26 protein-coding genes are annotated in these 21322 nt (G+C 67.9%); 7 read left to right on the top strand and 19 right to left on the bottom strand.

The features are described from left to right. Position 1: 1 nt before the first annotated feature. The 9 genes from AC07OZ_RS05910 to AC07OZ_RS05870 all read right to left on the bottom strand — a co-directional run bounded on the left by AC07OZ_RS05910 (position 2) and on the right by AC07OZ_RS05870 (position 7355). Positions 2 to 301, bottom strand: a complete 300-nt coding sequence (locus AC07OZ_RS05910) for a PAAR domain-containing protein (RefSeq protein WP_495466222.1) — start codon at positions 299 to 301, stop codon at positions 2 to 4. A gap of 13 nt (positions 302 to 314) precedes the next feature. Then, positions 315 to 2108 carry a type VI secretion system tip protein VgrG gene (gene vgrG, locus AC07OZ_RS05905; protein ID WP_495466221.1) on the bottom strand — a complete coding sequence of 598 codons (1794 nt, stop codon included), beginning with the start codon at positions 2106 to 2108 and terminating at the stop codon, positions 315 to 317. 1 nt (position 2109) lies between these two features. Further along, positions 2110 to 2850, bottom strand: coding sequence for a CIS tube protein (locus AC07OZ_RS05900; protein ID WP_495466220.1), 741 nt, complete (start codon positions 2848 to 2850; stop codon positions 2110 to 2112). A gap of 1 nt (position 2851) precedes the next feature. Then, the gene (locus AC07OZ_RS05895) at positions 2852 to 3019 is read right to left on the bottom strand and encodes a DUF5908 family protein (RefSeq protein ID WP_495466219.1); all 168 of its coding nucleotides are present in this window, start codon (positions 3017 to 3019) and stop codon (positions 2852 to 2854) included. A 20-nt stretch (positions 3020 to 3039) separates the two neighbouring features. Beyond that, positions 3040 to 3645 carry a phage tail protein gene (locus AC07OZ_RS05890; RefSeq protein ID WP_495466218.1) on the bottom strand — a complete coding sequence of 202 codons (606 nt, stop codon included), beginning with the start codon at positions 3643 to 3645 and terminating at the stop codon, positions 3040 to 3042. After that, a complete protein-coding gene (locus AC07OZ_RS05885; RefSeq protein ID WP_495466217.1) occupies positions 3645 to 4103 on the bottom strand; it encodes a phage tail protein in 459 nt (152 codons plus the stop codon). The genes AC07OZ_RS05890 and AC07OZ_RS05885 overlap by 1 nt, the downstream gene beginning before the upstream one ends. A 104-nt stretch (positions 4104 to 4207) precedes the next feature. After that, a complete protein-coding gene (locus AC07OZ_RS05880; RefSeq protein ID WP_495466216.1) occupies positions 4208 to 5824 on the bottom strand; it encodes a phage tail sheath family protein in 1617 nt (538 codons plus the stop codon). 18 nt (positions 5825 to 5842) lie between these two features. Continuing rightward, positions 5843 to 6766: a hypothetical protein gene (locus AC07OZ_RS05875; protein ID WP_495466215.1), complete on the bottom strand. Its 924-nt coding sequence runs from the start codon at positions 6764 to 6766 to the stop codon at positions 5843 to 5845. Positions 6767 to 6782: 16 nt separating this feature from the next. Then, positions 6783 to 7355, bottom strand: coding sequence for a Pvc16 family protein (locus AC07OZ_RS05870; RefSeq protein WP_495466214.1), 573 nt, complete (start codon positions 7353 to 7355; stop codon positions 6783 to 6785). Positions 7356 to 7667: 312 nt separating this feature from the next. On the opposite strand from AC07OZ_RS05870, the gene AC07OZ_RS05865 reads away from it, so the two are divergent. From AC07OZ_RS05865 to AC07OZ_RS05855, 3 genes are all read left to right on the top strand, one after another. Further along, on the top strand, positions 7668 to 11243 hold the full coding sequence (locus AC07OZ_RS05865) for an nSTAND1 domain-containing NTPase (protein WP_495466213.1): 3576 nt from the start codon (positions 7668 to 7670) through the stop codon (positions 11241 to 11243). Continuing rightward, positions 11240 to 11728 carry a hypothetical protein gene (locus AC07OZ_RS05860; RefSeq protein ID WP_495466212.1) on the top strand — a complete coding sequence of 163 codons (489 nt, stop codon included), beginning with the start codon at positions 11240 to 11242 and terminating at the stop codon, positions 11726 to 11728. The genes AC07OZ_RS05865 and AC07OZ_RS05860 overlap by 4 nt, the downstream gene beginning before the upstream one ends. Before the next feature lie 105 nt (positions 11729 to 11833). Beyond that, on the top strand, positions 11834 to 12160 hold the full coding sequence (locus AC07OZ_RS05855; protein WP_495466211.1) for a hypothetical protein: 327 nt from the start codon (positions 11834 to 11836) through the stop codon (positions 12158 to 12160). Positions 12161 to 12223: 63 nt separating this feature from the next. Here AC07OZ_RS05855 and AC07OZ_RS05850 read toward each other — a convergent pair whose 3' ends face one another. The 5 genes from AC07OZ_RS05850 to AC07OZ_RS05830 all read right to left on the bottom strand — a co-directional run bounded on the left by AC07OZ_RS05850 (position 12224) and on the right by AC07OZ_RS05830 (position 15202). Continuing rightward, positions 12224 to 12769 (bottom strand): hypothetical protein, encoded by a 546-nt coding sequence (locus AC07OZ_RS05850; RefSeq protein WP_495466210.1) that lies wholly within the window; start codon positions 12767 to 12769, stop codon positions 12224 to 12226. A gap of 56 nt (positions 12770 to 12825) precedes the next feature. Then, positions 12826 to 13224, bottom strand: a complete 399-nt coding sequence (locus AC07OZ_RS05845; protein ID WP_495466209.1) for a hypothetical protein — start codon at positions 13222 to 13224, stop codon at positions 12826 to 12828. Between the two features lie 22 nt (positions 13225 to 13246). After that, on the bottom strand, positions 13247 to 13774 hold the full coding sequence (locus AC07OZ_RS05840) for a hypothetical protein (RefSeq protein ID WP_495466208.1): 528 nt from the start codon (positions 13772 to 13774) through the stop codon (positions 13247 to 13249). An 85-nt stretch (positions 13775 to 13859) separates the two neighbouring features. Further along, positions 13860 to 14330 (bottom strand): MarR family winged helix-turn-helix transcriptional regulator, encoded by a 471-nt coding sequence (locus tag AC07OZ_RS05835; protein ID WP_495466207.1) that lies wholly within the window; start codon positions 14328 to 14330, stop codon positions 13860 to 13862. Further along, positions 14327 to 15202 (bottom strand): CPBP family intramembrane glutamic endopeptidase, encoded by an 876-nt coding sequence (locus AC07OZ_RS05830; RefSeq protein ID WP_495466206.1) that lies wholly within the window; start codon positions 15200 to 15202, stop codon positions 14327 to 14329. Before AC07OZ_RS05830 ends, AC07OZ_RS05835 begins: the two co-directional genes overlap by 4 nt. Before the next feature lie 307 nt (positions 15203 to 15509). On the opposite strand from AC07OZ_RS05830, the gene AC07OZ_RS05825 reads away from it, so the two are divergent. Then, on the top strand, positions 15510 to 15962 hold the full coding sequence (locus AC07OZ_RS05825) for a hypothetical protein (RefSeq protein WP_495466205.1): 453 nt from the start codon (positions 15510 to 15512) through the stop codon (positions 15960 to 15962). Between the two features lie 156 nt (positions 15963 to 16118). Continuing rightward, complete coding sequence (locus AC07OZ_RS05820) at positions 16119 to 16346, top strand: hypothetical protein (RefSeq protein WP_495466204.1); 228 nt, start codon at positions 16119 to 16121, stop codon at positions 16344 to 16346. 51 nt (positions 16347 to 16397) lie between these two features. Here the strand turns inward: AC07OZ_RS05820 and AC07OZ_RS05815 are convergent, their stop codons facing one another. Continuing rightward, positions 16398 to 16925: an NIF family HAD-type phosphatase gene (locus AC07OZ_RS05815; RefSeq protein ID WP_495466203.1), complete on the bottom strand. Its 528-nt coding sequence runs from the start codon at positions 16923 to 16925 to the stop codon at positions 16398 to 16400. A gap of 194 nt (positions 16926 to 17119) precedes the next feature. On the opposite strand from AC07OZ_RS05815, the gene AC07OZ_RS05810 reads away from it, so the two are divergent. Then, positions 17120 to 17497, top strand: a complete 378-nt coding sequence (locus AC07OZ_RS05810; RefSeq protein ID WP_495466202.1) for a DUF6697 family protein — start codon at positions 17120 to 17122, stop codon at positions 17495 to 17497. A gap of 25 nt (positions 17498 to 17522) precedes the next feature. Here AC07OZ_RS05810 and AC07OZ_RS05805 read toward each other — a convergent pair whose 3' ends face one another. The 3 genes from AC07OZ_RS05805 to AC07OZ_RS05795 all read right to left on the bottom strand — a co-directional run bounded on the left by AC07OZ_RS05805 (position 17523) and on the right by AC07OZ_RS05795 (position 18655). Then, complete coding sequence (locus AC07OZ_RS05805) at positions 17523 to 17930, bottom strand: DUF3224 domain-containing protein (RefSeq protein ID WP_495466201.1); 408 nt, start codon at positions 17928 to 17930, stop codon at positions 17523 to 17525. A gap of 18 nt (positions 17931 to 17948) precedes the next feature. Next, on the bottom strand, positions 17949 to 18248 hold the full coding sequence (locus AC07OZ_RS05800) for an immunity protein CdiI family protein (RefSeq protein WP_495466200.1): 300 nt from the start codon (positions 18246 to 18248) through the stop codon (positions 17949 to 17951). An 80-nt stretch (positions 18249 to 18328) separates the two neighbouring features. Then, the gene (locus AC07OZ_RS05795) at positions 18329 to 18655 is read right to left on the bottom strand and encodes a DUF8617 domain-containing protein (RefSeq protein ID WP_495466199.1); all 327 of its coding nucleotides are present in this window, start codon (positions 18653 to 18655) and stop codon (positions 18329 to 18331) included. 268 nt (positions 18656 to 18923) lie between these two features. Between AC07OZ_RS05795 and AC07OZ_RS05790 the strand changes: the two genes are divergently transcribed. Further along, positions 18924 to 20006 (top strand): zinc ribbon domain-containing protein, encoded by a 1083-nt coding sequence (locus AC07OZ_RS05790; RefSeq protein ID WP_495466198.1) that lies wholly within the window; start codon positions 18924 to 18926, stop codon positions 20004 to 20006. Between the two features lie 15 nt (positions 20007 to 20021). Here the strand turns inward: AC07OZ_RS05790 and AC07OZ_RS05785 are convergent, their stop codons facing one another. Then, positions 20022 to 21197 (bottom strand): zinc-dependent alcohol dehydrogenase, encoded by a 1176-nt coding sequence (locus tag AC07OZ_RS05785; RefSeq protein WP_495466491.1) that lies wholly within the window; start codon positions 21195 to 21197, stop codon positions 20022 to 20024. Between the last annotated feature and the right edge of the window lie 125 nt (positions 21198 to 21322).

The raw sequence follows: 21322 nt of genomic DNA, 5'->3' as shown, positions 1-21322 counted from the left end.
GTCATCCCCCGATCAGCACGGTCGGCAGGCCGATCGCGATGTTGCCGCCGTGCGCGGTGGGATCGCCGACGCGCGCCGCCGGCTTGTTGCCGATCAGCACCGTGGTGGAGCCCATCACGATCGCGTCCGGCGGACCGACGCAGGTCGCGTTGTCGCCCAGCACGGCGGCGGGCAGCATGCCGATGAGCACCGTGGGCACGCCGGGGCCGATGACCGGGCCGCCCACGTGCGGGATCGGCGGCAGGCCGGGCGTGACCATGGGGCAGACATGCAGGTCGGTGAGTCGGGCGGCGGGCGGCACGAGCGTTCCTTCCTCAATTGATCATGACCATCGCGCCCTTGACCACGGTCTGACCCGAGGCCGAGAGTTCCGCGGAGGCGTTGCCCTTGGCGGCGAAGGCGATCTGCGCCTCGCAGTTGACGTTCAGGCCGGCGGTCTTCACATCGGCCTTGGACGTGATGGACACGGCGCCGACCGCGTCCAGCTTGATCTGGCCCTTGGCGGTGACGGTGATGTCCTTGGGACTGTCGAGCGCGATGCCGGAGGGATTGAGCTCGACCGTGTTGCCGTTCTGGTCCGAGAGCAGGATGGACTTGTCCTTGTCGCTCAGCACGATGCGGTTGTTGCCCGGCGTGGTGACGGTGATGACCTTGTCCTTCTCGTCGAACTCCAGCTTGTGCTTGCAGCGCGTGACGAAGGCCTTGGTGTCGTTGGGCGCGGCCAGTGCGTACGGCGGCGTGCGGCTGCTGCTGTAGAGGCTGCCCAGGATGACCGGGTGCGAGGGGTCGCCGGCGAAGTAACCCAGCACGACCTCGTCGCCGACCTCCGGCAGGAAGAAGGCGCCGAAGCCGCTGCTGGCGTGCGACTGCAGCAGCCGCGCCCAGACGCCTTCGGTCTCGGCCTGCAGCACCGGCACCTTGACCTGGATGCGCTGCTCGCCGGCGGGGTCGGCGTCCAGCTTCATCACCACGCCGACCTGCAGGCCCGGCACCGGCGGCAGCAGGCCCGCGGCCGGTTGCGCCGGCACGTCGGGCCGGGCGCTGAACCAGTCGGGATCGAGGCCGAAGTCGGCCTCGGTCGTCCACGCGCCGTCCTCGATGTGGTGGCGCAGTCCGGTGATGTAGACCGAGCCGCTGAAGCGCTTGCCCACGCCCTGCAGGTCGATGAGCCCGCCGACCTTGGCCTTCGCGCTGCCCTGGAAGCTCAGGCGGCCGCGCAGGCGCGCCAGGCCGGACTTGAGCTGCTGCGCCTTCGCCCATTGCGTCAGCATGTCGCGCGACTGCGGCGCGCCGGCCTGCAAGCGGAAGCTCGCCAGGCCGATGACCTCCGACAGGGTGCTCGTGTCCAGGTCGCCCTGCACCGGCAGCGCGGCCGGATCGGCGGCGGTGCCTTCCAGCGCGGCCTGTGCCTTCGGATCCCACGACACCGCCATCGCGCTGCCGTACTGGTGGCGCGCGTCGACGTCGCCCTCGAACGAGATCAGGTCGCTGCCGTAAGTGACCGACAGTGCCGCCTCGCCGCTGGCCTTGGGCGTGGCGACGGTCAGCGCGCCGTCGGTGGCGAGGACCAGCATGCCGTTCGCATCGGCGCGCGTCAGCAGGAAGTCCCAGTCGCTGCAGAAGTGCTGCACCAGCTCGGGATGCGTGATCGTGGTGGCCTCGACGTCCGCGGACAGGCCGTGCGCGCCGGCCAGCGTGCTCATGACGTCGCTGTCCAGCTGGTCGATGTAGTTCACGTTGCGGCGGCCGACCGTCATCTTCACGGCCTTGTCCCGGCACTCGACGATCAGGCGCGCGTCGTTGTCGCCTTCGACGCGCAGGCCGTGGCGCACGACCAGGCCTTCGAAGATCGTCTCCTCCTGCAGGCCGTAGCCCGCCTGCACCGTCAGCGCGGCGCCGGGCTTGAAGTGGGCCGCGTCGCTGAGCGGGAACTCGCGGCTCGGCATGTCGCCGTCGTTGAACACCAGCCGCGCGCTGGGCACGGTGTTGGCGGCGCGGCGCACGGTCACCGACATGAGGTCGGCGCTTTCGGGCAGGCGCTCGCCGTCGATCAGCACGCTGAGCGACACGACGCCGACGGTGTCCTGGAGCGGGGAGACGCCGGGCATGTCACTTCCCCACCGGTGGGAACTTCAGCACCGTCCCGGGAGGGATGGCGCGGAAGTCGTTCAGGCCGTTGTAGCGGGCCACCTTCATGAAGGCGGAGGAGTCCCCGTAGATCTTCTCGCAGAGCGCGCCCAGCGAGTCGCCTTCCTTCATCTTCACCGTCTGCGTCAGGTCGGAGGTGCTGGCGCGGCTGGTGACGCGGCGCTCCTCTTCCTTGCTCATCGCGCCGACGAAGCTCATGTCCACCTTGGCGCGCAGCGGATCGCCGCCCGGCTTGAACAGCGTGTACTGCGTCTTGAGCGACTCCAGCCGGCCGAAGAAGATCAGCGTGCCCCACAGCACCCGCACGTAGGGCGGCTCGGTGCGCAGGTCGATGTACTCGTACACGACCTTGTTGAGCTGGGCGAGCTGGCCCTTCACGTCGGTGGGCTGGCCCGGCACGGCCGGGACCACGCCGGTGCTGTCCAGCACGATGGAGAAGTTGACGCGCTCGTCGTCGATGGCGCTGAACTTCGGCTCCACGCCGGGCGATCCCTGCGACTTGGTCTTGTCGTAGCGGATGCCGAAGCTGTGGCTGAACTCGGACGGATTGATCTGCGCCTCGAAGGTCACGTCCTTGTCCAGCTCGACCGTGCCGGTCTTGCTGAGGTTGTAGCGCGTCAGCAGCAGCCGGGTCAGCTGCGGCGAGGCCGAGGACGACGAGGACGTCGACGATGACGATGTCGATGAGGAGGGGGCCGGCATCTCAACGCTCCCGCTGCGCGCGCAGCCGGTCGGCCAGCCAGGCGCGGCATTCGGCGAGCAGCTGCTCGCGCAGCCGCTGCAGGTCCCGCTGCGCGATCGCGGGCGCGGGCGGCGCCGGGGTGGGCGTGACCTGCGAGCGGATCAGCAGTTGTCTGACTTCGATGCTCATGCTCTTTCTCGATCGTGGCGTCACACCAGCCGGCTCGATCCGGCGTAGGCCAGTTCGACGCGTTCGATGGCGACCTCGTTGCGGGTGGACTGGAAGGCTTCCACCGACCACTTCACCGGATAGGCGTTCCGCACCGACCACACCCGCAGCGGACCGCCGTCCTGGTCCAGCAGGAAGACGTGCAGCAGCTGCGGCACGATGGGCTGCGCGAAGCCGCCTTCGAGCACCTCCTGGCACCACTGCAGCAGTCCCGACTCCAGGGTCGCGACGCCGCGCGAGAGCACCAGCTTCGGATGCTTGGCCGCCTTGGGCAGCAGGTGGACGAAGGCGTTCTGCCCGCCTTCGACCACCGTCTCCGTTTCCAGCTCCGGCCCCAGGCCCGTGACCTCGCGGAAGGCGTTGTCGCTGTTGCGGCCCGCCGACCCGAAGGTCACCGCGAAGCGGAAGGCCGGCGGCGGGTAGAGCATCTCGTCCCGCAGCGCGGCCGAGGCCGACGCCGACCCCGGTCCCGCGGGGCCTGCCGCCGCCGAGGGGCGTTTCGCCGCCGCGGGCGCCGGCGCCGGACTCACCCGCGCCGACGGACGCGCCGACGGCGGCAGCGGCGGAGCGGGTGGGACCGGCGGCATCAGGCGTTGGCGATGACCAGGCCTTCGTGGGCGATCACGATGGTCTCGATCGCCACCTCGTTGCCGGTGGACTTCAGGTCGGTGCTGGTGATCTTGGTCGGCCAGGCGTTGGCCAGCGTCCAGACCATCGTGGGCTTGCCGGCCTCGTCCAGGAGACTGATGGTCACCGGCTTGCGCTTGATGGTGTTCATCTTGATCTCGTTGAACCAGTCCCAGAACTTGTTGTCGCCCTTGAAGACGCCCTTCTTCATCGTGACGTCGCTGTACTTCTTCATGCCGGGCATCTTGAGCACCGAGAACGCGGGGCTGTCCCCGTGCCGGTACTCGATGGGCTGCGCTTCCACGTCCAGTCCGGAGACTTCCTGGAAGGACATCACCGCCGAGTCCCACTTCACTTCGAAGCGGAACTTGGGGAGTGGCCACACCGTGGCCGATTGCGCTGATCCGTCGTCTGCCATTGCCTGCCTCCGCGAGGGTTATGAGGTCGAAAAATTGAAGGTGCGCGATGCGGCGCCCCGATCCGGGGAGGCCCACGATGCCGATGACACCGGGGCTGTTCCCGTCACGACTTCTGCATCTGTTGCTGGAAGGTGATCTCGATGAACTCGGCCGGGCGGCTGATGGCGACCAGGACGGTCACGCGCAGGATGCCCTCGAGGATGTCCTCGGCGGTCATCGTCTCGCCCAGGCCGACGTGGACGCTGAAGGCGTCGTCGGGGACCGCGCCGGCCAGGCCGCCGCGCTTCCAGATCCCGGTGAGGAAGCTGGAGATCATGCTCTTGATGGTCACCCAGGTATTGGCCACGTTGGGCTCGAACACCATCGCCTTGGACGCCAGCCGGCAGGACTCCTCCAGCATGATCATCGTGCGGCGCACGTTGATGTAGCGCCAGTCCAGGCTGTTGCCGTCCAGGGTCCGGGCGCCCCAGACCAGCACGCCCTCGCCGATGAAGGAGCGGATCGCGTTGATCGACTTGCCCTGCGTCGTGACGTTGAGGTCTTCCTGGTCCTCGTGCGAGATGGTGACCTCGGGCGACACGACGCCGTTGAGGCTGACGTTGGCCGGCGCCTTCCAGACGCCGCGGCTGTTGTCGACCATCGTGTACACGCCGGCCATCGCGGCCGAGGGCGGCAGCAGGTTCAGGCGGTTGCGCGCCTCGGTCATGATCGTGTTGTAGAGCGGGCTCATCGAGACCAGGCTCTTGTGCAGCAGCGACTTGTGCGTCTCCACCGCGACGGCGAGCGCGGCGGGCGTCAGCGCCTTCTGCTTCTCGAGGTCGGACTTGGTGGAGCTGTTCACCAGGCCGGTCACGTAGGTGGTCCAGTCGTCGTCGGTCTTGACGATGTCGGCCACGGCCTGCGTCTGCTGCGCGGTGCGCGGCGGCATGGCGGGGTCGACGGCGTCGGGCAGGGACAGCTCCTTGCGCAGCAGCTGGGCCAGCAGCGCCGGGTTGGCGATGCGGGTGTAGTCCAGGTCCTTGTCCTGCACGACGGTCGTGTTGACCCACGGGTAGTAGGCCGTCGCGAAGTCCAGGAAGTTGACGCCCAGGTCGTTGCGGAAGCCCTCGATCGGATCGCCGCCCGGGTCCTTGCGGTCCAGGTAGCCGTTCCAGACGTCGAGGATGGCGATGCGGTTGCGCATGCGGCCGCCGCAGTGCTGCAGCATGGCCTGCTGGACCGCGACACAGTCGGCGCGCTTGAGCAGCACCGCGTCGGGGATGACCAGCATCGTCGGCTCCTGCTCCTTGATGAGCGTATCGATGCCGTCGGTGAGCTGCTGCGCCTCGACCAGGCCGCCGTAGTTGCCCACGGAGACGACGTAGCAGGGGCCGCCGCCGTTCTGGAAGAAGTGCACCATGCCGTGGTACAGCAGGAAGCGGCCGCCGTCGGCGCCGTCGGCCTGCGTCAGCGCGTAGTCCTTGTCGTCGCCGCGGAAGTCGGAGCGCGTGTTGGGCGGCGCCTCCGCGATGGTCAGGTGGGGATCGGGGCCGTGGCCGAAGTAGGTGTGGTACTCGGCCATCGAGCTGATGCGCCACGGCTTGTTCAGCAGCGACTTGCCGCCGTTCTCGGCGCGCCGGGTGTAGCCGACGAAGGCGGGCACCGCGGTGGCCACCTCGACGACCGAGTTGGGGAATGCATTCTTCTCGACGATATAGACACCGGGTGTCTTCATAGCCATGGCGGCCTCCTCTGCGGGTTAGCGATGCACGTGGATCTCGGAGACGATCGCCGGTTGGCCGGCTATCGTTTCGCGGGCGAGCAGTTGCGCCGCTGCCGTGGGCAGGCGGCGGATCAGCACCTTGTCGTTGCCGCCGGCCGCGCCGGTGGCGGGCCGGCCGCCGTCGGCGTTGCCGTTGCCGGTCTCGGCGCGGCTGCGCAGCTGGAACCGGTGCGGCGAGCGCTGCGCCAGCGGCACGCGCTGGCGGGAGCGGATCGCCAGCATCGGCGTGCCGTCGTCCAGGTGCTCCGGCACGGGCGTGGTGAAGTCGGTCTCGCCGGCCAGGTCGACGACGGCGAGCGCGGGCTCGGTCCAGTCGCCGAGCAGGCAGTACTTCCAGACGGTGGCGCGCGGCGCCAGCGGCCAGCGGTGACGCACGGGCCAGGCCGCGGGGTCGCGCGCGGGGCCTTGCGCCGGCAGGCGCGACAGCGGCAGGTGCAGCAGCGCGAAGGGCACCACGCGGCGGTCGTGCGGCGTGAGCAGCGCCTGCGCCTCGGGCGCATCGAGTGCCCGGGGCCGCGCCTCCAGCGTGACCGTCGGCGTGAGGGCTGTCGATGCAGCTGCGTCGTCGCGCGGCTCGACCCACAGCAGCTCGCGCGGCCGGTCGGCCGCGTCCTCGGTGCCGCAGGCGAAGTCGTCGTCGGTGGCGAAGACGCGCCAGCTGAGTGAGGCGCCGTCGCCGAATGCCCCGGACGCGTCCTCGGCATCGGCGCGCAGACGATCGATCGCCTCGGCGGGCCCGTGGACGCGAAGCGATCCGCCGTCGGCCCGCACCAGCGCGTCGGCGCGGCGCAGCCGCTCGGCGGTGGTGCCGGCGGGGACGAAGCGCAGTCCGCGGCAGCGGCCGTCGGCGTAGTAGCCGTGGGTGACGTCCACCTGCAGCAACGGGAAGTAGGGACCCATGTCGAGTTCCTTCCGTTCAGCCGTGGACACCGACGGCCGGCGTGCGCACCGGCGGCAGTTGCGCGTCGGGCTTGCGGGCGTCGATGGAGAGGAGGCGCACGCGGTAGAGCACCGACGGCACGTAGCGGCCGCCGAGCACGCCCCACAGCGTGGCCAGGTCGTGGATGCTCAGCGGCTCGATGTTCAGCGTGAGCTTGTCGATGCGCGGGTCCAGGCCGGGCGAGTTCTGCGGATCGAGCACCGGCGTGGCCTGGAAGCAGGCGATGGTGCTGCTGATCATCTTGAGCGCTTCCGGATAGGTGCTGCCGCCGTAGTTGGCCGCGAACATCATCAGGAGGTTGAGCTGGACCGGGGGCGCGGCGCGCGCCATCCGGTCGCCGCCGGCCAGCGTGTGCACGGGCATCCCGGGGACGGCGTCGCGTTCCAGGTTGACCAGGAAGGCGCAGAGCCGGTGCGCCGCGCCGGCCGCGGGGGCGCCGTCCGCTTCATGCAGCGCGGTCACGGCGACGAGGTCCTCCGCCGACTGGTGCGAGCGGCGCAGCACGGCGTTCAGGTGGCCGGCGATGTGGAGGAGGGCGGCGTCGATCATGGTGGGCCGGTCGGTGGGTCTGCTCGGGATGCGGGTGGAGGGGCGGAAGGGGCAGGGACAGCGGGGTGTCGATGCGTTGAACGATAGGAGCGCGGCGCCTCGCGTCCCATCCGACGGATGCCGATGTTGGCCGCCGGCTTTGCGGAGATTCGGCTCGGACCTGGGGGATGGCCGGATGGCGGTCGGGCGCAAGCGCGCGTTGTCCCCTGTCAAGCTGTCAACCCTTTCGGGGTGGACATGCACACGTGCGGGGCCGCCGCTCCTAGACTCCGCGCTCACGGTCCGTAGAGGCCGGGCTCAGGAGGTGAATCCATGGATCCGAGGACCGAGGAGGGTCCGCCGCCCGCGACGTCCGCTCGCGGGATGAAGGCGGGCGAGTCGTTGAGCTTCCTGCTCGGCGACTGGATCGTCGACGTGCCCACGCGCCGGCTTCGCCGTGATGACGAGACCGTGACGCTGGAGCCGCGCCCGATGGCGGTGCTGGCTGCGCTGTGCCGTCATCCGGGCGAGGTGGTGTCCGCCGAGGCGCTGCTGCAGGACTGCTGGCCGGAGGCCACCACGCTGGGCGACAACCCGGTGCACAAGGTGGTGGCGGGACTGCGCCGGGCGCTCGGCGACAGCGCCACGACGCCACGTTATCTGGAGACCATCCGCAAGCAGGGCTACCGGCTGGTGGCGCCGATCGGCGTGCTGTCGGCGGAAGGGCCGAGGAGCCATGCCGGCGGCTGGCGCGGGCTGTCGCCGTTCCGCGGGCTGGAGCCCTTCGACGCGGCGCATGCGAGCGTGTTCTTCGGCCGCGACGACGCCGTCGCCGCGCTGCACGCGCGCCTGACGCGCCTGTGGCGGCAGGGCCATCCGCTGTTGCTGCTGCTGGGACCGAGCGGCTCGGGCAAGACCTCGCTGGTGCAGGCCGGGCTGATGCCGGCGTTGATGCGACCATCGTCCGCATCGGCATCGGCATCGGCATCGGCATCGGCATCGGCATCGGCATCGGCATCGACATCGACTTCGACTTCGACTTCGATCCGAGGCTCTGGTTCTGGTTCTGATTTCGGTCCCGGGTCAGGCGCCGGCTCGATGCCGGCAGGCAGCGGTGCGATGGAGGCCGGCACCCGCGGCGAGCTGCTGCGCGTCAGCGCCACCGCGTTGGTCGACCTCGGCGCGCTGGGCGGGCTCGACGCGTGGGCGGGCGTGGCGGGCGCGATGCTGGACTGGGAGTGCCAGGGCGTGCCGCTGCTGTCGGGCTACAGCATCGACACCTTGTCCGCGGACCTGCGCGGCGCTCCTCACGAGGTGCTGCGGCAGCTCGCGATCGGGCTGGATGCCACGCGCGGACTGCGCGGCGGCGCGGAGGCTCCGCCGCTGCTCGTGCTGGACCGGCTCGAGGCGATGTTCCAGGACGACGACGCGCGCACCGGCGCGTGGCTCGAGATGCTCGACCGGCTGGTGCGCGGCGGCCGGATGGTGGTGCTGGCGATCTGCCGCAACGATTTCTACGCAGCGCTGGCGCGCTGGCCGTCGCTGATGCGCGGCAAGGAGGACGGCGCCCACCTGGACCTGGCACCGCCCGACGCGCGCGCGATCGCGCAGATGATCCGGCTGCCCGCGCGCGCCGCGGGGCTGAGCTACGGCGCGGACGAGAGCGGGCTCAACCGCCTCGACGACCGGCTGTGCGTCGACGCGATGCAGGCACAGGATGCCTTGCCGCTGCTGCAGTACACGCTGCAGCAGCTCTACCTGCACCGCGCGCCGGGGGACGTGCTGGCCTGGTCGGCCTACGAGGAGCTCGGCGGACTGGAAGGGGCCGTCGGTCGCCGCGCGGAGTCGCTGCTCGGCGAGCTGCCGGCGGCGCAGCAGGAGGCGCTGCCGCGGCTGCTGCCCCGGCTGGTCACGCTGGGGGACGACGACGCGTCGCCGACCAGCCGCTGGATCCCCGCGTCCGAGCTGGTGGATCCGCAGGAGCAGGCGCTGGTGCGTGCCTTCGTCGATGCGCGCCTGCTGGTCGCGGACCGGGCCGGGGGCGTCAACGGGTACCGCGTCGCGCACGAGGCGCTGCTGCGGCGCTGGCCGCGCGTGACGGCGTGGGTCGCGCAGCACCGCGCCTCGCTGGCGGCGCGCGACGAGCTGCGGCCCTGGGTCGCGCGATGGATCGAGGCGGACCAGGCGGGCCCGCTGCTGATGCCGCGCGGATCGACGCTGTGGACCGCGGCGCGTGCGCTGGCGGAGGCCCCGCAGCTCTTCGGCGATCAGGAGCGGGCGTTCATCGAGCGCTCTCAGCGGCGTCTGCGCCGTCAGCGCTGGGGTCTGGGCGCGGCCAGCGCCGGCGCCTTCCTGCTGGCGGGCATCGCGGGCATCGCCGCCCTCGGTTACGCGCGGCAGGCCGAGGTCGCGGCGGAGCGCCAGCGGCAGAGCCGGCAACTGGCGTCCTTCATGCTGGGCGAGCTGGCGGACAAGCTGCGGCCGATGGGGCAGCTCGACGTGCTCAGCCGCATCGGCGAGCAGGGCGTGAAGCTGCTGGCGCCCGCCGAGGGCGGCCGCGAGACGCCGGGCGACGCGCTGCAACGCGCCAAGGCGCTGGTCGTGATCGGCGAGGTCAACAGCAGCCGCGGACAAGGCCGCACCGACATCGCGATCGACGCGCTGCAGGCGGCGCGGCGGCTGCTGGCGCCGATGGCGCAGGCCGCGCAGCAGGATCCGGCCGCCTACTACAAGACGCTGGGGGCCGCGTCGTTCTGGCTCGGCCAGATCGCCTACGACGCCGGCGACTTCGACACGGCGTCGCAGGAGATGACGAGCTACCGGCAGGCGTCGGAGACCTGGCGCCAGGCCTTGCCCGAGGATGCGGACGCGCCCGTCGAGCTCGCGTTCGCGGTGAACAGCCTGGGCTCCATCGCGGTCCGGCGCGCGGCCTGGGACGAGGCGCAGCGCTGGTTCGAGCAGGCGCTCGCGATGAAGCTGGCGACGCTGGCGCGCAAGCCGGAGAACGCCGAAGCCCAGGAGTCCGTGGCCAGCTCGCGCATCTGGCTCGGGCGGGTGGCCTATGTCCGCGGCCATCCGGTGGAGGCGCTGGCGCTGTTCGACCTGGCGCGGCAGCCCTTGGCGACGCTGGCGGCGCGCTCGCCCGACGCGCTCGTGCGCCAGCGCGATCTGGCGACGGTGGAGGCCCGGCGGGGCGATGCGATGTGGGCGATGGGCCGTGTCCATGAGGGCCTCGCCGTGATGAGCGGGGCCGTGGAGCTGCTGCGCGACGTCGAGCGCCGCGATGCCTCCAACCGCTACTGGTCGTCCGACCGCCTGCATGCGCAGGCCAGTCTCGTGCTGCTGCAGACGGATGCCGGGAAGGTGACGCGCGAGTCGCTGGACGCGCTGCGCGCGCAGGTGCCTGCGCGGCCCGATGCCGAGCCGAGCCGCGAGTTCATGCGCCGCGAGGTGCTGGCGCGGCTGGCGGTCGCCGAGACGATGCTGGCGGCGCGCAGTGGCCCGCGCGAGGACTTCCAGCGGCTGCACGCGGCGGCCAGCGACGAGGTGCATTCGCTGCTCGCGCTGGCGCCGCGGCATTGGCAGACGCTCGAATTGAAAGCGCGGCTCGGGCTGATGGCGCTCGCGATGCCCGAGCCGCACGGCGCGCGCGACGGCAGCAAGGCCGGCCCGCGCGATGCCTGCCTGCAACTGCGCGACGGCTTGGGCTCGGCGGTGATGGCCGGGCAGGGCGGGCTCGTGCTGGAAGCCTGGCTCGCCGCCAGGCGCTGCCTGGGCGAAGCCGCGGCCGACACCGACGCGGCGGCGCGTCTGCGCGCGGGCGGCTACGCGCCGAACCGGATCACTGTTTCCGCAGTTCCTTTGACCCCACCCTCAACCCCAACGACGACAAGGAAACCTGTGTCATGACTGACTTTGCAATGATCGAAGAATCGACCGCCGGCGTGCCCCTCGACACCCCGGGCGTGGCGACGTTCTACGTGGTGCCCTGGACCCTGCAGGAGGTCAATCACAGCAGCGGGAAGACCACCCTGGTGGCGTGCCGCTACTACGACGACCAATGGAACCAGATCGAGAGCGGAACGCCGATGCAGAGCGGCGCGCCCTTCTTCCAACTGGCGCAACGTGCCACGACGCAAGGCGGGAACGAGAAGCCGCCGGCGGAACTGGACCTCACGCTGGTCTCCGCGGTGGCCAAGACGTTGAACTCGGCGTGCAACCTCAACAACAGCTTCATCGCGTCGGGCAAGCCGAAGGCGACGTCGCTGATCATCCCGGTGCTGCCCGACACGGTACGCGGCGTCATCCTGGTGTTCCGCTCGCCAGCGGCCGGCGACAAGGTGGACTTCCTGGTCGCGACGTCGGATCCGGAGATCAAGAACGGGAGCAATTGACGGTGGAGGTGGCGCGCGGGCTTGTCCCGGCGCTGGCACTCACTGGAAGCGTCGCGGGATGTGGTCGGCTAGAGTCGACCACTTTCCCTGACACCTGGTTGGCCCATGGATCGCGCTTCCGCACTCGCTTACGTTCGTTCGTTGTCTGAAGGCGACCTTGCCGAGTTCATTCGCGAGGCGGCGCTTCCGTTGCGCTCAGGCGACTTGAGGGAGGGCCTGTTGATCCATGCGCTCGCCAGTGTGTTCCATGTCGAGCAGGCGGCGGACGATCACTACCCGCCCTTCATCCAGGTGGCGGCAAGGCCAGTCGAAGGACCGACCGCCGGCGACCTCGCTCAATCCGGCACCTGCAAGGCGTGCGACCTGGAGGTGATATGCAATGCGAAGCTCGCCTGGTGCCCGGTCTGTGATTCACGGATCGAGTGCACTTGAGGGGACCTCCCCGGAGATCGCCTCCAGCTCATCCGGAATTGCGTCGACCACGGGGCGACGCGGCTAGTTCATCCGCAGATCGTCGACGGTCTGATCGAAGCCGTCGAGCGCCGGATCGTCACCCGTCTTGCCGCCCACGCTCATGATGATCAGCATGGCCCCGAACGGGTACTTGGGATGCCTGCACATCGCGACCTGGGTCTTGGCCATCATCGGCTTCTCGCTGGTCAGGGAAGGGCGGGTGACCCCTTCCACGCACAGATAGCGCCGCTTCCTGGCGGGCAGGATCTCCAGGCGGCCGCCGTCGACGGAGCCCGGCAACGAGCGCATGCCACTGGACGCCTCCTCGAGTTCCCGGATCAACTGCTCCCTCGTGTCGGAGGGCTTGATGGTGATGGCCGACAGCTGGATGTTCCAGGACCTGAAGTGTTCCTGGTCCTGCCATTGGTAGGACAGGGAGGTCTTGCTCGAGGCCAGCAATTTCCACTCAGGGCCCGCGGGGATCGTGCTGGAGAACAGGTCCCGCGTCACCGGCACACGCTCTGCGGACTGCGCATGGGCCGTCAGGGCTGCCGCCGACAGCAATAGGGACACGACAAGATGATTCATCGCACGAGGCTTGTTGAATGGAAGACTGGGAACGATCAGGCGGGCATGACCGCCCTCTACTTCTTGCGTTTCGAATAGGCGCCGAGCACGGCACAAGTGGAGCTCTTCTCGTCCTCCGGCGACATGCAGGAGTCCGACGCCGACAGGCCTTCCTCATCGAACTCGAAGCGCACGACGCATTGTTTCTTGCGGCCCTTGTAGCGGGCTTCAAGCACATCCCGGCTGTATCGAGCGGAGCCGTCAAAGATCTCCAACCCACCGCAACTTCCGCCGCCGACTTTCCAGTTGATGCGATAGACGTCGGAGGTCTTGCGCTTGACGGTCAGATAGCCGTGGCAGCCATCGCAGAGGTACTCACCTTCGATGGGGCGCACGGGCGCATCGGCGGCAAGCGCCGAGCCGCAGGCGACGATTGAGAACAGCGCGATGAGGAAGTGGCGATGAAAGGCTGACATGGGGACTGGGCTCCTCGGTCGTTCAAGGCGCCGAAGCCGCGCGGCTCGGCGGCGTGGCGCCGGGAATCGGCGCCGGCAGGACCACCACCTGCTTCCCGCGCGACTGGTAGGCCGCGGGGAGGCCGATGACCTTCAGGTACAGGGCCGGGCCGCAGGGCTCGCGATCCCAGGCGGGCTTGCTGAAACACGCCTGCATCTCGGATTCGATCTCCTTCAGCGGTCGCACGGGCACGTCGTGCGCCAGCGCGTGACAGGTCCAGAGCGTATAGAGCTGCGTCCCGTCCCGCGGCATCTTCGGAAAGTCGTAGGCGATCTGCACCGCGCGCGTCGAGATGAGGGTGCCCCCCGCGCGCTCGGCGATGGCCATCGCCCGCTCCCGCGTCATGCCTTCATCCCGGCGATCGAAGAGCGGCGGCAGGTTCACCATTTCCTTCTGGCATCGGGGCAGCGTGGGCGTCTGCTCCAGTTCCTCGGGCGTCATCGCCCATACGGCCACGGGCATGCTCAGCAGCAGCGGCAGGACAACGAGGATCGGTCGGAAGCGGCGCATGGTGACGGTTTCTTGTTCGGGCGTGCGAGGCGCTGGAATATAGCGTCGCCGCATGTCGTGCCGAACCCCGTGTGGCGCTCACGCCTCAATGACCTCCGAGCGACTCCCGCGCCGCCGCGATCCGCTCGTCGTAGGACCGCTTCTCCAGCGCCTGGATGGCGTCTTCGAGGATGGCGCCGAGGGGCACCTGCAGGTCCGCCTCCAGGCTCCTGGCGGCCAGCGCGGTCGCTTCCCAGCAGCGCGTCAGCTTGGGCGCGAGGCGCTTGCCCTTCTTCGTCAACTGCACGATGCGCTGACGCGCGTCCGTCTCGGAAGGGCTGACGGAGACGAGGTCCGCCTCCATCATCCGGCTCACCGTCTGCGTCACCGCGGGCTGGCTGATGCCGGCAGCCACGGCGATGTCGCTGATCGTGGAGGCGCTCTCCCGCATGAGCACGCGCATCACCGGCGTGTAGCGCGGGCGGTAGCTCGCGTCCACGTTCTCGTACGAGCGCTCGACCGCGCTGTCCAGCAGTTCGATCAGGTGGCGCAGTTGGGTGCCCAGGGTTCTTGTCATGCCTGCTTCCATGTCGGGGTCCCCACGACGGACTCGGACTGTCTGCCCTGACGACGCCACACAAGCAGCGCCACCGTGACCACGACCGTCACGATCAGGGTGACGGCCGACGCCTCTACCCCGAACTTCCCGCCGGTGAGCCATTCCGGTCCGTTGAGCGCCGTCTGGAGATATCCCGCCGTCTTGGAGCCCGAGGACGACAGACCGAAGATCGCCGTGGTCGCGAAGTTCCAGCCGAAGTGCAGGCCGATCGGCAGCCACAGCCGGTCGTGGACGAGATATGCGGCGGAGAGCAGGGCGCCCGCGACCATGATGGCGAGGAAGGCCACCGTCGAGAACCCTTCGGTGGGCAGATGCGCGAGGCCGAACAGCAGCGACGAGATCGCGAAGGCGGGCCAACGGCCGAGCCAGCCGACCAGGATGCGCAGCAGCACGCCGCGGAAGAGCAGCTCCTCCAGCACCGCGGCGATGGTCATCTCGGCCAGGGGCGCCAGCGGATTGAGCCAGGTCATGCCCGTGATCCGCAGGGCGCCGGCCGACCACAGGAGGCCGACGATGCCGCTGATCATCGTCAGGCCGATCAGCACGCCGGTCACGGCCTCGCGCGCGGCGGGCGCAGGCGCCAGCTCGTTCACGCGGCGTTTCTCCAGCGTGCGGACGAACCAGCGGTAGGCGAGCACACAAAGCACCGCGGCCAGCAGCTGCGGCCATATCTGGCGATACGGCTTGGGGAGCAGGGCGTGGATGGCCGCCATCCACAACGCCACCGGCGCCACCGTGGCGACGGCGCCGATGACCATGCGCACGATCGGCGAGCGCAGCGATGGGCGATACCAGCGTTCAGGGGCGGACGAAATGCTCTCAACTGACATGCGGACCTCCTGGGGCGAGCGACGCTGGTGCGTCGCCTTATTTGCATAAGTGCTTATGCTATAGAGGCAATGCGGCTTGTGCAACTGCTTCCGTGGAACTCCGCTGACAAGTCCTGACCCTCGGTGGGAAGTCCGGATGGCCGCTGCGCATGCGCATCGACAGCGGGCGTTGTCGTGACCGGACGACACGCCGGTTTCGGGCACGATCCTCGGCAACAATCGCCCACCGATCGGTCAAGCCATCCCGGCTCGGCTGTCAACAACTGGCCCTCGCGACAGCGGGGCCGATTCACTCCATCGTCGATCCATGCCGCATTGGTTCCAACGTCTGGCTCTCCTGCTCACGGCACTGTCGTTGAGCGCCTGCGCAGTGCAGAAGCAGGCCTACGAAGGTGCGAAGCGCCCTTACTCGGAGCTCGCCACCCTCTATGTCGAAGGATTCAGCGGTCTCCCTCGCGGGATGAGCTTCAAGCTGCTGGCCGTGGACGGGCGAACCGTGGATGCCGGGGGCGGCGTCCTGTGGGTCGTGGACGTGCTGCCGGGGAAGCACGAGTTGAAAATCTGGACCAACAAGGTCCTCAGTGCCGACACGGTGCGGCAGGGCGACGGCGTGCTGACCCTGGAGGTGAAAGCCGGTGAGGTCGTGGGGATCTGCTCGGACGGATCCCGGATCTACATCAAGCGGCTTGAAGGCGATCCCACCGGCGAGCTGCGCAAGAACGCCCAGGTGCAGCGTCCGGTGTGTGATGTGTATCGCTAGATCGGCGATCCCGATTCTGAAAATACCTCCGGCTGGGGAAGCCCTGGTGGCAAGTCCTGACCCCTGTGAAAGAAGGCCGGACGGCCATGGCATGCGCGCCTCTACACTGATGCGACTGAATCTGGATCATTCACGCACCATGTGAGGATGCGGACCATGACGAATCATTGGTTCTTGAAGAAGAGGCTGGGCTACGGCTGGAGCTTTCCCGTCACCTGGCAGGGCTGGGCGACGGTGATCGGCTACTTGGCCTTGCTGGCTGTGGACAGGCGCTTCTTCCCGCCGGCGCAGCACCCGATCGCGTTCTACGTCGGTGTTGCGATCTTGACTTCGCTGCTGGTCTTGATCGTCTCGCGCAAGGGCGAGCCGCTCGATCGCCAATAGGGCCGTGCGCTCACGCGCCGCCGCTTGCCCTGAAGCCTTTCAACGCGAATGTCATGGCGGCCCCTCGGCGGCAGTCGGGTTTCGATCCACTTCACTGAGGAAGGTCGCCAGCGTCCTCTCAACGACGAGCAGCTCAGCATCTGACGGGTCGCCGAAGAAGGGCGAGACCCGCAAATGAGATCGCGGTTGGCGGGCAATCTTCTCCGGGCTGTCGTCGACGATGAGCACGTCGTCGACCAGATAGCCGAAGCGCTGCAGTTTCCGGAGATCCTTGATGAAGACGTAGCCGCCCGATGCGAGATCGGGTCGTTGCACGCAGCGCTCGACCGCCCAGGCGAACTTCAATGTGACGTCGGCCGGCAAGAGGGCTGCGACAACTTGCGCGACGTATTCGGCGCTGGAGGACGACCAGATGCCGACGTCGAAATTGCTCGCGGCGAATGACAGCAGACGATGGGCGTGGGGTCGCGGATAGACCCAGTACGGCCCGACGCGCGTCAGCGGCGCGACGGTCAGCGGATCCTCGCGCGCGTGCACGAGCGTCTCGTCCAGGTCGAACACGACCAGCCGTTTCGGCATGGGTTCCTCCAGTCATCCCGCGGCTCAGTCTAGTCCAGCTGACATGACCTGACCCTCAGCGAACTCCGTCTCGGCGCTGATGCCGTCTTGATGCGCGGTGCCCAAGAAGAGATGCCGTCTTGAGGCCATGCCGCCTATCGTGAGACTCCCTCATGCGGCCACGTGCGCCGCGAGATTCTGGAGTTCACCTCATCATGTTCGTCATCGGCAAGGACTACAGCCGCGAAGACATCCACGCCACCTGCGGCGGCAACAAGCAGGCCTTTCTTCCCACGCATCACGGCAAGGTCGTCGCGGCCTGCCTGAAGCCCGAACGAAACCCGCAAGGACCTGACGTCGTGCTGTGCAGCACGCGGGCTGCGTCGCGTGCGGCGGGACGCACCTTCGCGCGACAAACCGGCGCGGTGCCGGTCTTCATGCGCCAGAACAGCGACAGCTGGCGCTACGTCGGACGCTACGAAGTGGCGGATTCGCTGACGACGCCGGCGGACTGCGCGCCGTTCATCGCGGGCAGCGGGCTGACCTTGAATCAGGTCTCCCGCGTGATCCGGCTGCGCAAGACGGGCGACTGACATCGCGTCGGCTGCGGGCCGAGGTTCAGTCCGTCGGGAGACGGTAGCTGAATTCGTAGAAGTGCTTGCCGTCCCGCACGTCGATGCTGAGCGTGCCGCTCAGGCCGACCAGCTCGTCGGTGCCTGAGTCGGGCACGACCTGGACGACAAGCTTCGGCGTGCCGCGATTCATCTCGCCGAAGTGCATCAGCACGAACGAGCCGCTGCGACCCGCCACGCGTCCCTCGACGCGCTCCATCGCGACGTAGCCGGCCGAGCTCGGCTCCGCGCTGCGGAAGGCCATCATGTGGCCGAGGCCGGTCGCGTCAAGCTCGCCGTGGAACTGCTTGCGGAGCAGCAGGTGGCCGAGGTTCGCCTCGGCCTCATCGGACGCCGTGGGCAGGGGTGTCATCTGCACGTCGAAGGTGCCGCGGAGGGTGTGGGTCTGGGTCATGGTGAGCTCAGTGTGCTTCTACCAATCGATGATGACGAGCATCTCCATCCTGGCGTGAGAGAAATACTGGATCTTCGATTCAGGGAGCTCGTGCTTCATGCGTCGCTGCAGTTCGATGCCGATCGAGTCGAGCGCTGCCACTTCGTCTGCATCCTTGAACTGCCGGTAGTGCAGGCTCTCGTAGCGGCCCACCCATGCCGTCAGCTCCGAGGCGAGCGCGGTCGAGATCCCCAGGTCATCAAGACTCAGGAATCCTCCCTCCACAGCATCGCGGACGCCGGTGCCGGAGAGCATGCCGTCAACGATCAAATAGTGCATGTCGACATTGTCGGGTTGCGTCAGCGCAGGGCAATCCAGTGAGACCCCGATCGTCAGCGCTTGGCGAACGTGCCCATCGGTCAATCTGTTAGAGGTGGCCCGAGAACTCCCGAAGGATTTCCATCACTTTGCGGCTGAAAGCATTGAAGCTCTCCGCGCGGATCGTCCACGTACAGACGTGCGCAGTTCCGACATTGCCAGATTGACCGCTGCACGCCGCCGAGCAGAGCCCTGACCTTCATGCAGGTGTCTTCTCGCGCGCTCGCGCTCATGCCGCCGCTCTCGATCACTGCATCGATCTGGTCCAGCAGGGAAAAATAGACCGTGTCGGACACCATGTGGGCCTTGTCGGGATTCGATTCGCGGGAGTCATGGATCGTCTCGCCGCACGAGCACGAAATCTTCATCTACTGATCGCCCTGCTGGAGGAAAAGGCGTCCATTTTGATGCAGCGCTGCACGCTACATTTTCGCGAACGGGTCGTCTGGAGTCTTCAGGACGCCGGAGGATTCCCGGCCCCGATTCCACCAGCGGCGAAAAGCGGGGGGCATGTTGTTCAGTAGTTAGTTCTGATGATGGCGTCGGTTGGCTGTCAACTGATATGCAGATAAAAGGGGCCTACCTTTCGCCGCTGTCATCAGGCAGCCGAGGGCTTTTGGATGCATGGAGGCGGCCATGACCGGCGATACCAGCAGCAAGCTCATGTCGTGCGTCTACTGTCATGCGGAGGTGGCCGAAGACGCCTCAAGCTGTCCGAACTGCGGCAGGTCGTTTCCCTGGGTGAGACAGTTGGACAGGATGCGCGACCTGATCAAGGAGCGCGAGCCAAACCGGATGAGGGCCACCTGGGTCGTCGTCGAGGAGGTGTTTGGCTACTTCAGAACCGGGACGCCACTCTCGGAGTCGGCTGTAAAAGGATTGATCGGCGCATGGCTGTTCCCGCGAGCCTTGATCGTCATCGGTTCGATGGTGACTGGAGTTGTCCTCATCTTTCAGACCTACTTGCTGAAGCAGCAGACGGCGATCCTCGATGTTCAAACCAAGGCGGCGCAGATTGAACAGGAGCCAAAGTTGCGGGAGAGACTGGCCGCAGTGACGCCATATTTCGACGCGTGGTCAGACATCGCCACTCAACTGGAGCAGGCGCCTGAAATCGAAGGCTGCAAGCGATGCGGCTTCGATTCCCCGTTGACCCCTGAGCTGGTTTCCGCGGTTCAAGGACAGGGCTATGCGGTCAACAACAAGTCACTTGCGGTGATCCACAACCTCAGTGAAATCGAAGGCCACAGGAATCAGGAGATGAAATGGCCTCGAACGCTGGATGCGTTTGCCATATCGAGCGCGAAGACCTGTCTGATGAGCCCGTCGGACATTCGGCAACTTCGCACTCACATCGAAAGGTATGCCGGCGGGCTCCAGTGGCTAGGGGATGGCCTCGAACGACCAAGTGCTTCGATTTCTTCCACTGCCGCGTATGCGGCGGGAATTGTTCCCCGCGACTCAGAGAGTTTCGAGGAACGTGCGAAGGGGCTGACGAACGGCGAGTTCTACCAGGCGATGGAAAGACGCCGCATGAACGCAGCGGCGGTCGCCGGCAACGCGGCGAAGGACTGCCGGGATCTCTTGCTGGCGGACATGCACCGCCTGAAGATGATGCTTCCAGCGCCACCATCCCCATCGCTACGAGCCGTCGTGGAGGAGGATGCGCCAGCGGCCCAGGGATCCGCCTCGCCATCGAGCCTCAAGGCAACGCCTTGAACGTCCTCTGATCCATCAGCTGTCGAAAGGCGTCAGCACCACCTTGCGACAGTCCTCTTCCTTCTTGTTGAAGATCTCATAGCCACGCGCCGCTTCGGTCAGGGGAAGCCGGTGGCTGACGATCACTTCGGGACGCAGCGCACCGCTTTCGATGTGCTTGAGCAACTCTGGCATGAAGCGCTGGGCATGGGTCTGACCGCTGGCAAAGCTCAGGCCCTTCTCGAAGGCGTCCCCGAACAGGAATCCGTGGATGAATCCCGCGTACACGCCAGGCACGCTCACGATGCCGCCGCGGCGTGTGGCGGCGATGGCCCATCGCAGCGACGTCCCGCTCGAACCCTCCAGCTTCAGCGTGGTCAGCACCGTTTCCACCGTGCTGCCCTTGGCCTCGAAACCCACCGCGTCGATCGAGGCGTCGACGCCCCGGTGGTCGGTCTGCTCGATGATCAGCTGCGCCGGATCGTCGACCTGATCGAAGTCGATCGGCAGTACGCCATAGGTGTCCTTCGCGAAAGCAAGGCGGTACGGGTGGTGGTCGATCATGAAGATCCGTTCCGCGCCCAGCAGCCGGGCGCTGGCCGCGGCCATCATGCCGACCGGGCCGGCCCCGAAGATGGCCACGCTCGATCCCGGCGTCACCTGCGCGTTGAGCGCCGCCTGATAGCCAGTGGGCAGGATGTCCGACAGGAACAGGACCTGCTCGTCGCTCAGCCGGGTGTCGGGGATGACCAGCGGACCGACATTGGCCTTGGGAACGCGGACGTACTGCGCCTGCCCGCCCGCGTAGCCGCCATACAGGTGGCTGTAGCCGAACAACCCGGCGCCGGCGCGGAGGTCCTTCTTGTTCAGGATGGCTCCCCGGCCGGGGTTGGTGGTTTCGCAGGCCGCAAAGAGCTTGCGGCCGCAGAAGAAGCAGTCCCCGCAGGAAATGGTGAACGGGACCACGACGCGGTCGCCACGCTTGACGTTGACGACACCCGGGCCGACGTCCTCGACGACGCCCATGAACTCGTGGCCCAGGATGTCCCCGGATTTCATGTCGGGGATCTTGCCGCGATAGATGTGGAGATCGGACCCACAGATCGCCGTGGCCGTGACCCGCAGAAGGAGGTCATCGTCCGCCGCGATGACAGGGTCGGGCACTGTCTCGACACGAACATCGTTCGCGCCGTGGTACGTCAGAGCGAGCATCGGAGACCTTCCAGTTGAGGTGCGCTGAGCAGCGCCGGTCCCGCTGCCAAGGCAATCCCGGCGCCCGGTCGGGACTCGCCGTTGCCTGCCCTCCAACGCCGCGCGCTCGGCTATCGCGGAAGGAT

The organism is Roseateles sp. GW821-FHT09G03 (assembly GCF_059416045.1).
The sequence above is the reverse complement of the archived record's forward strand: the minus strand, read 5'-3'. Positions and strand labels throughout refer to the sequence as shown.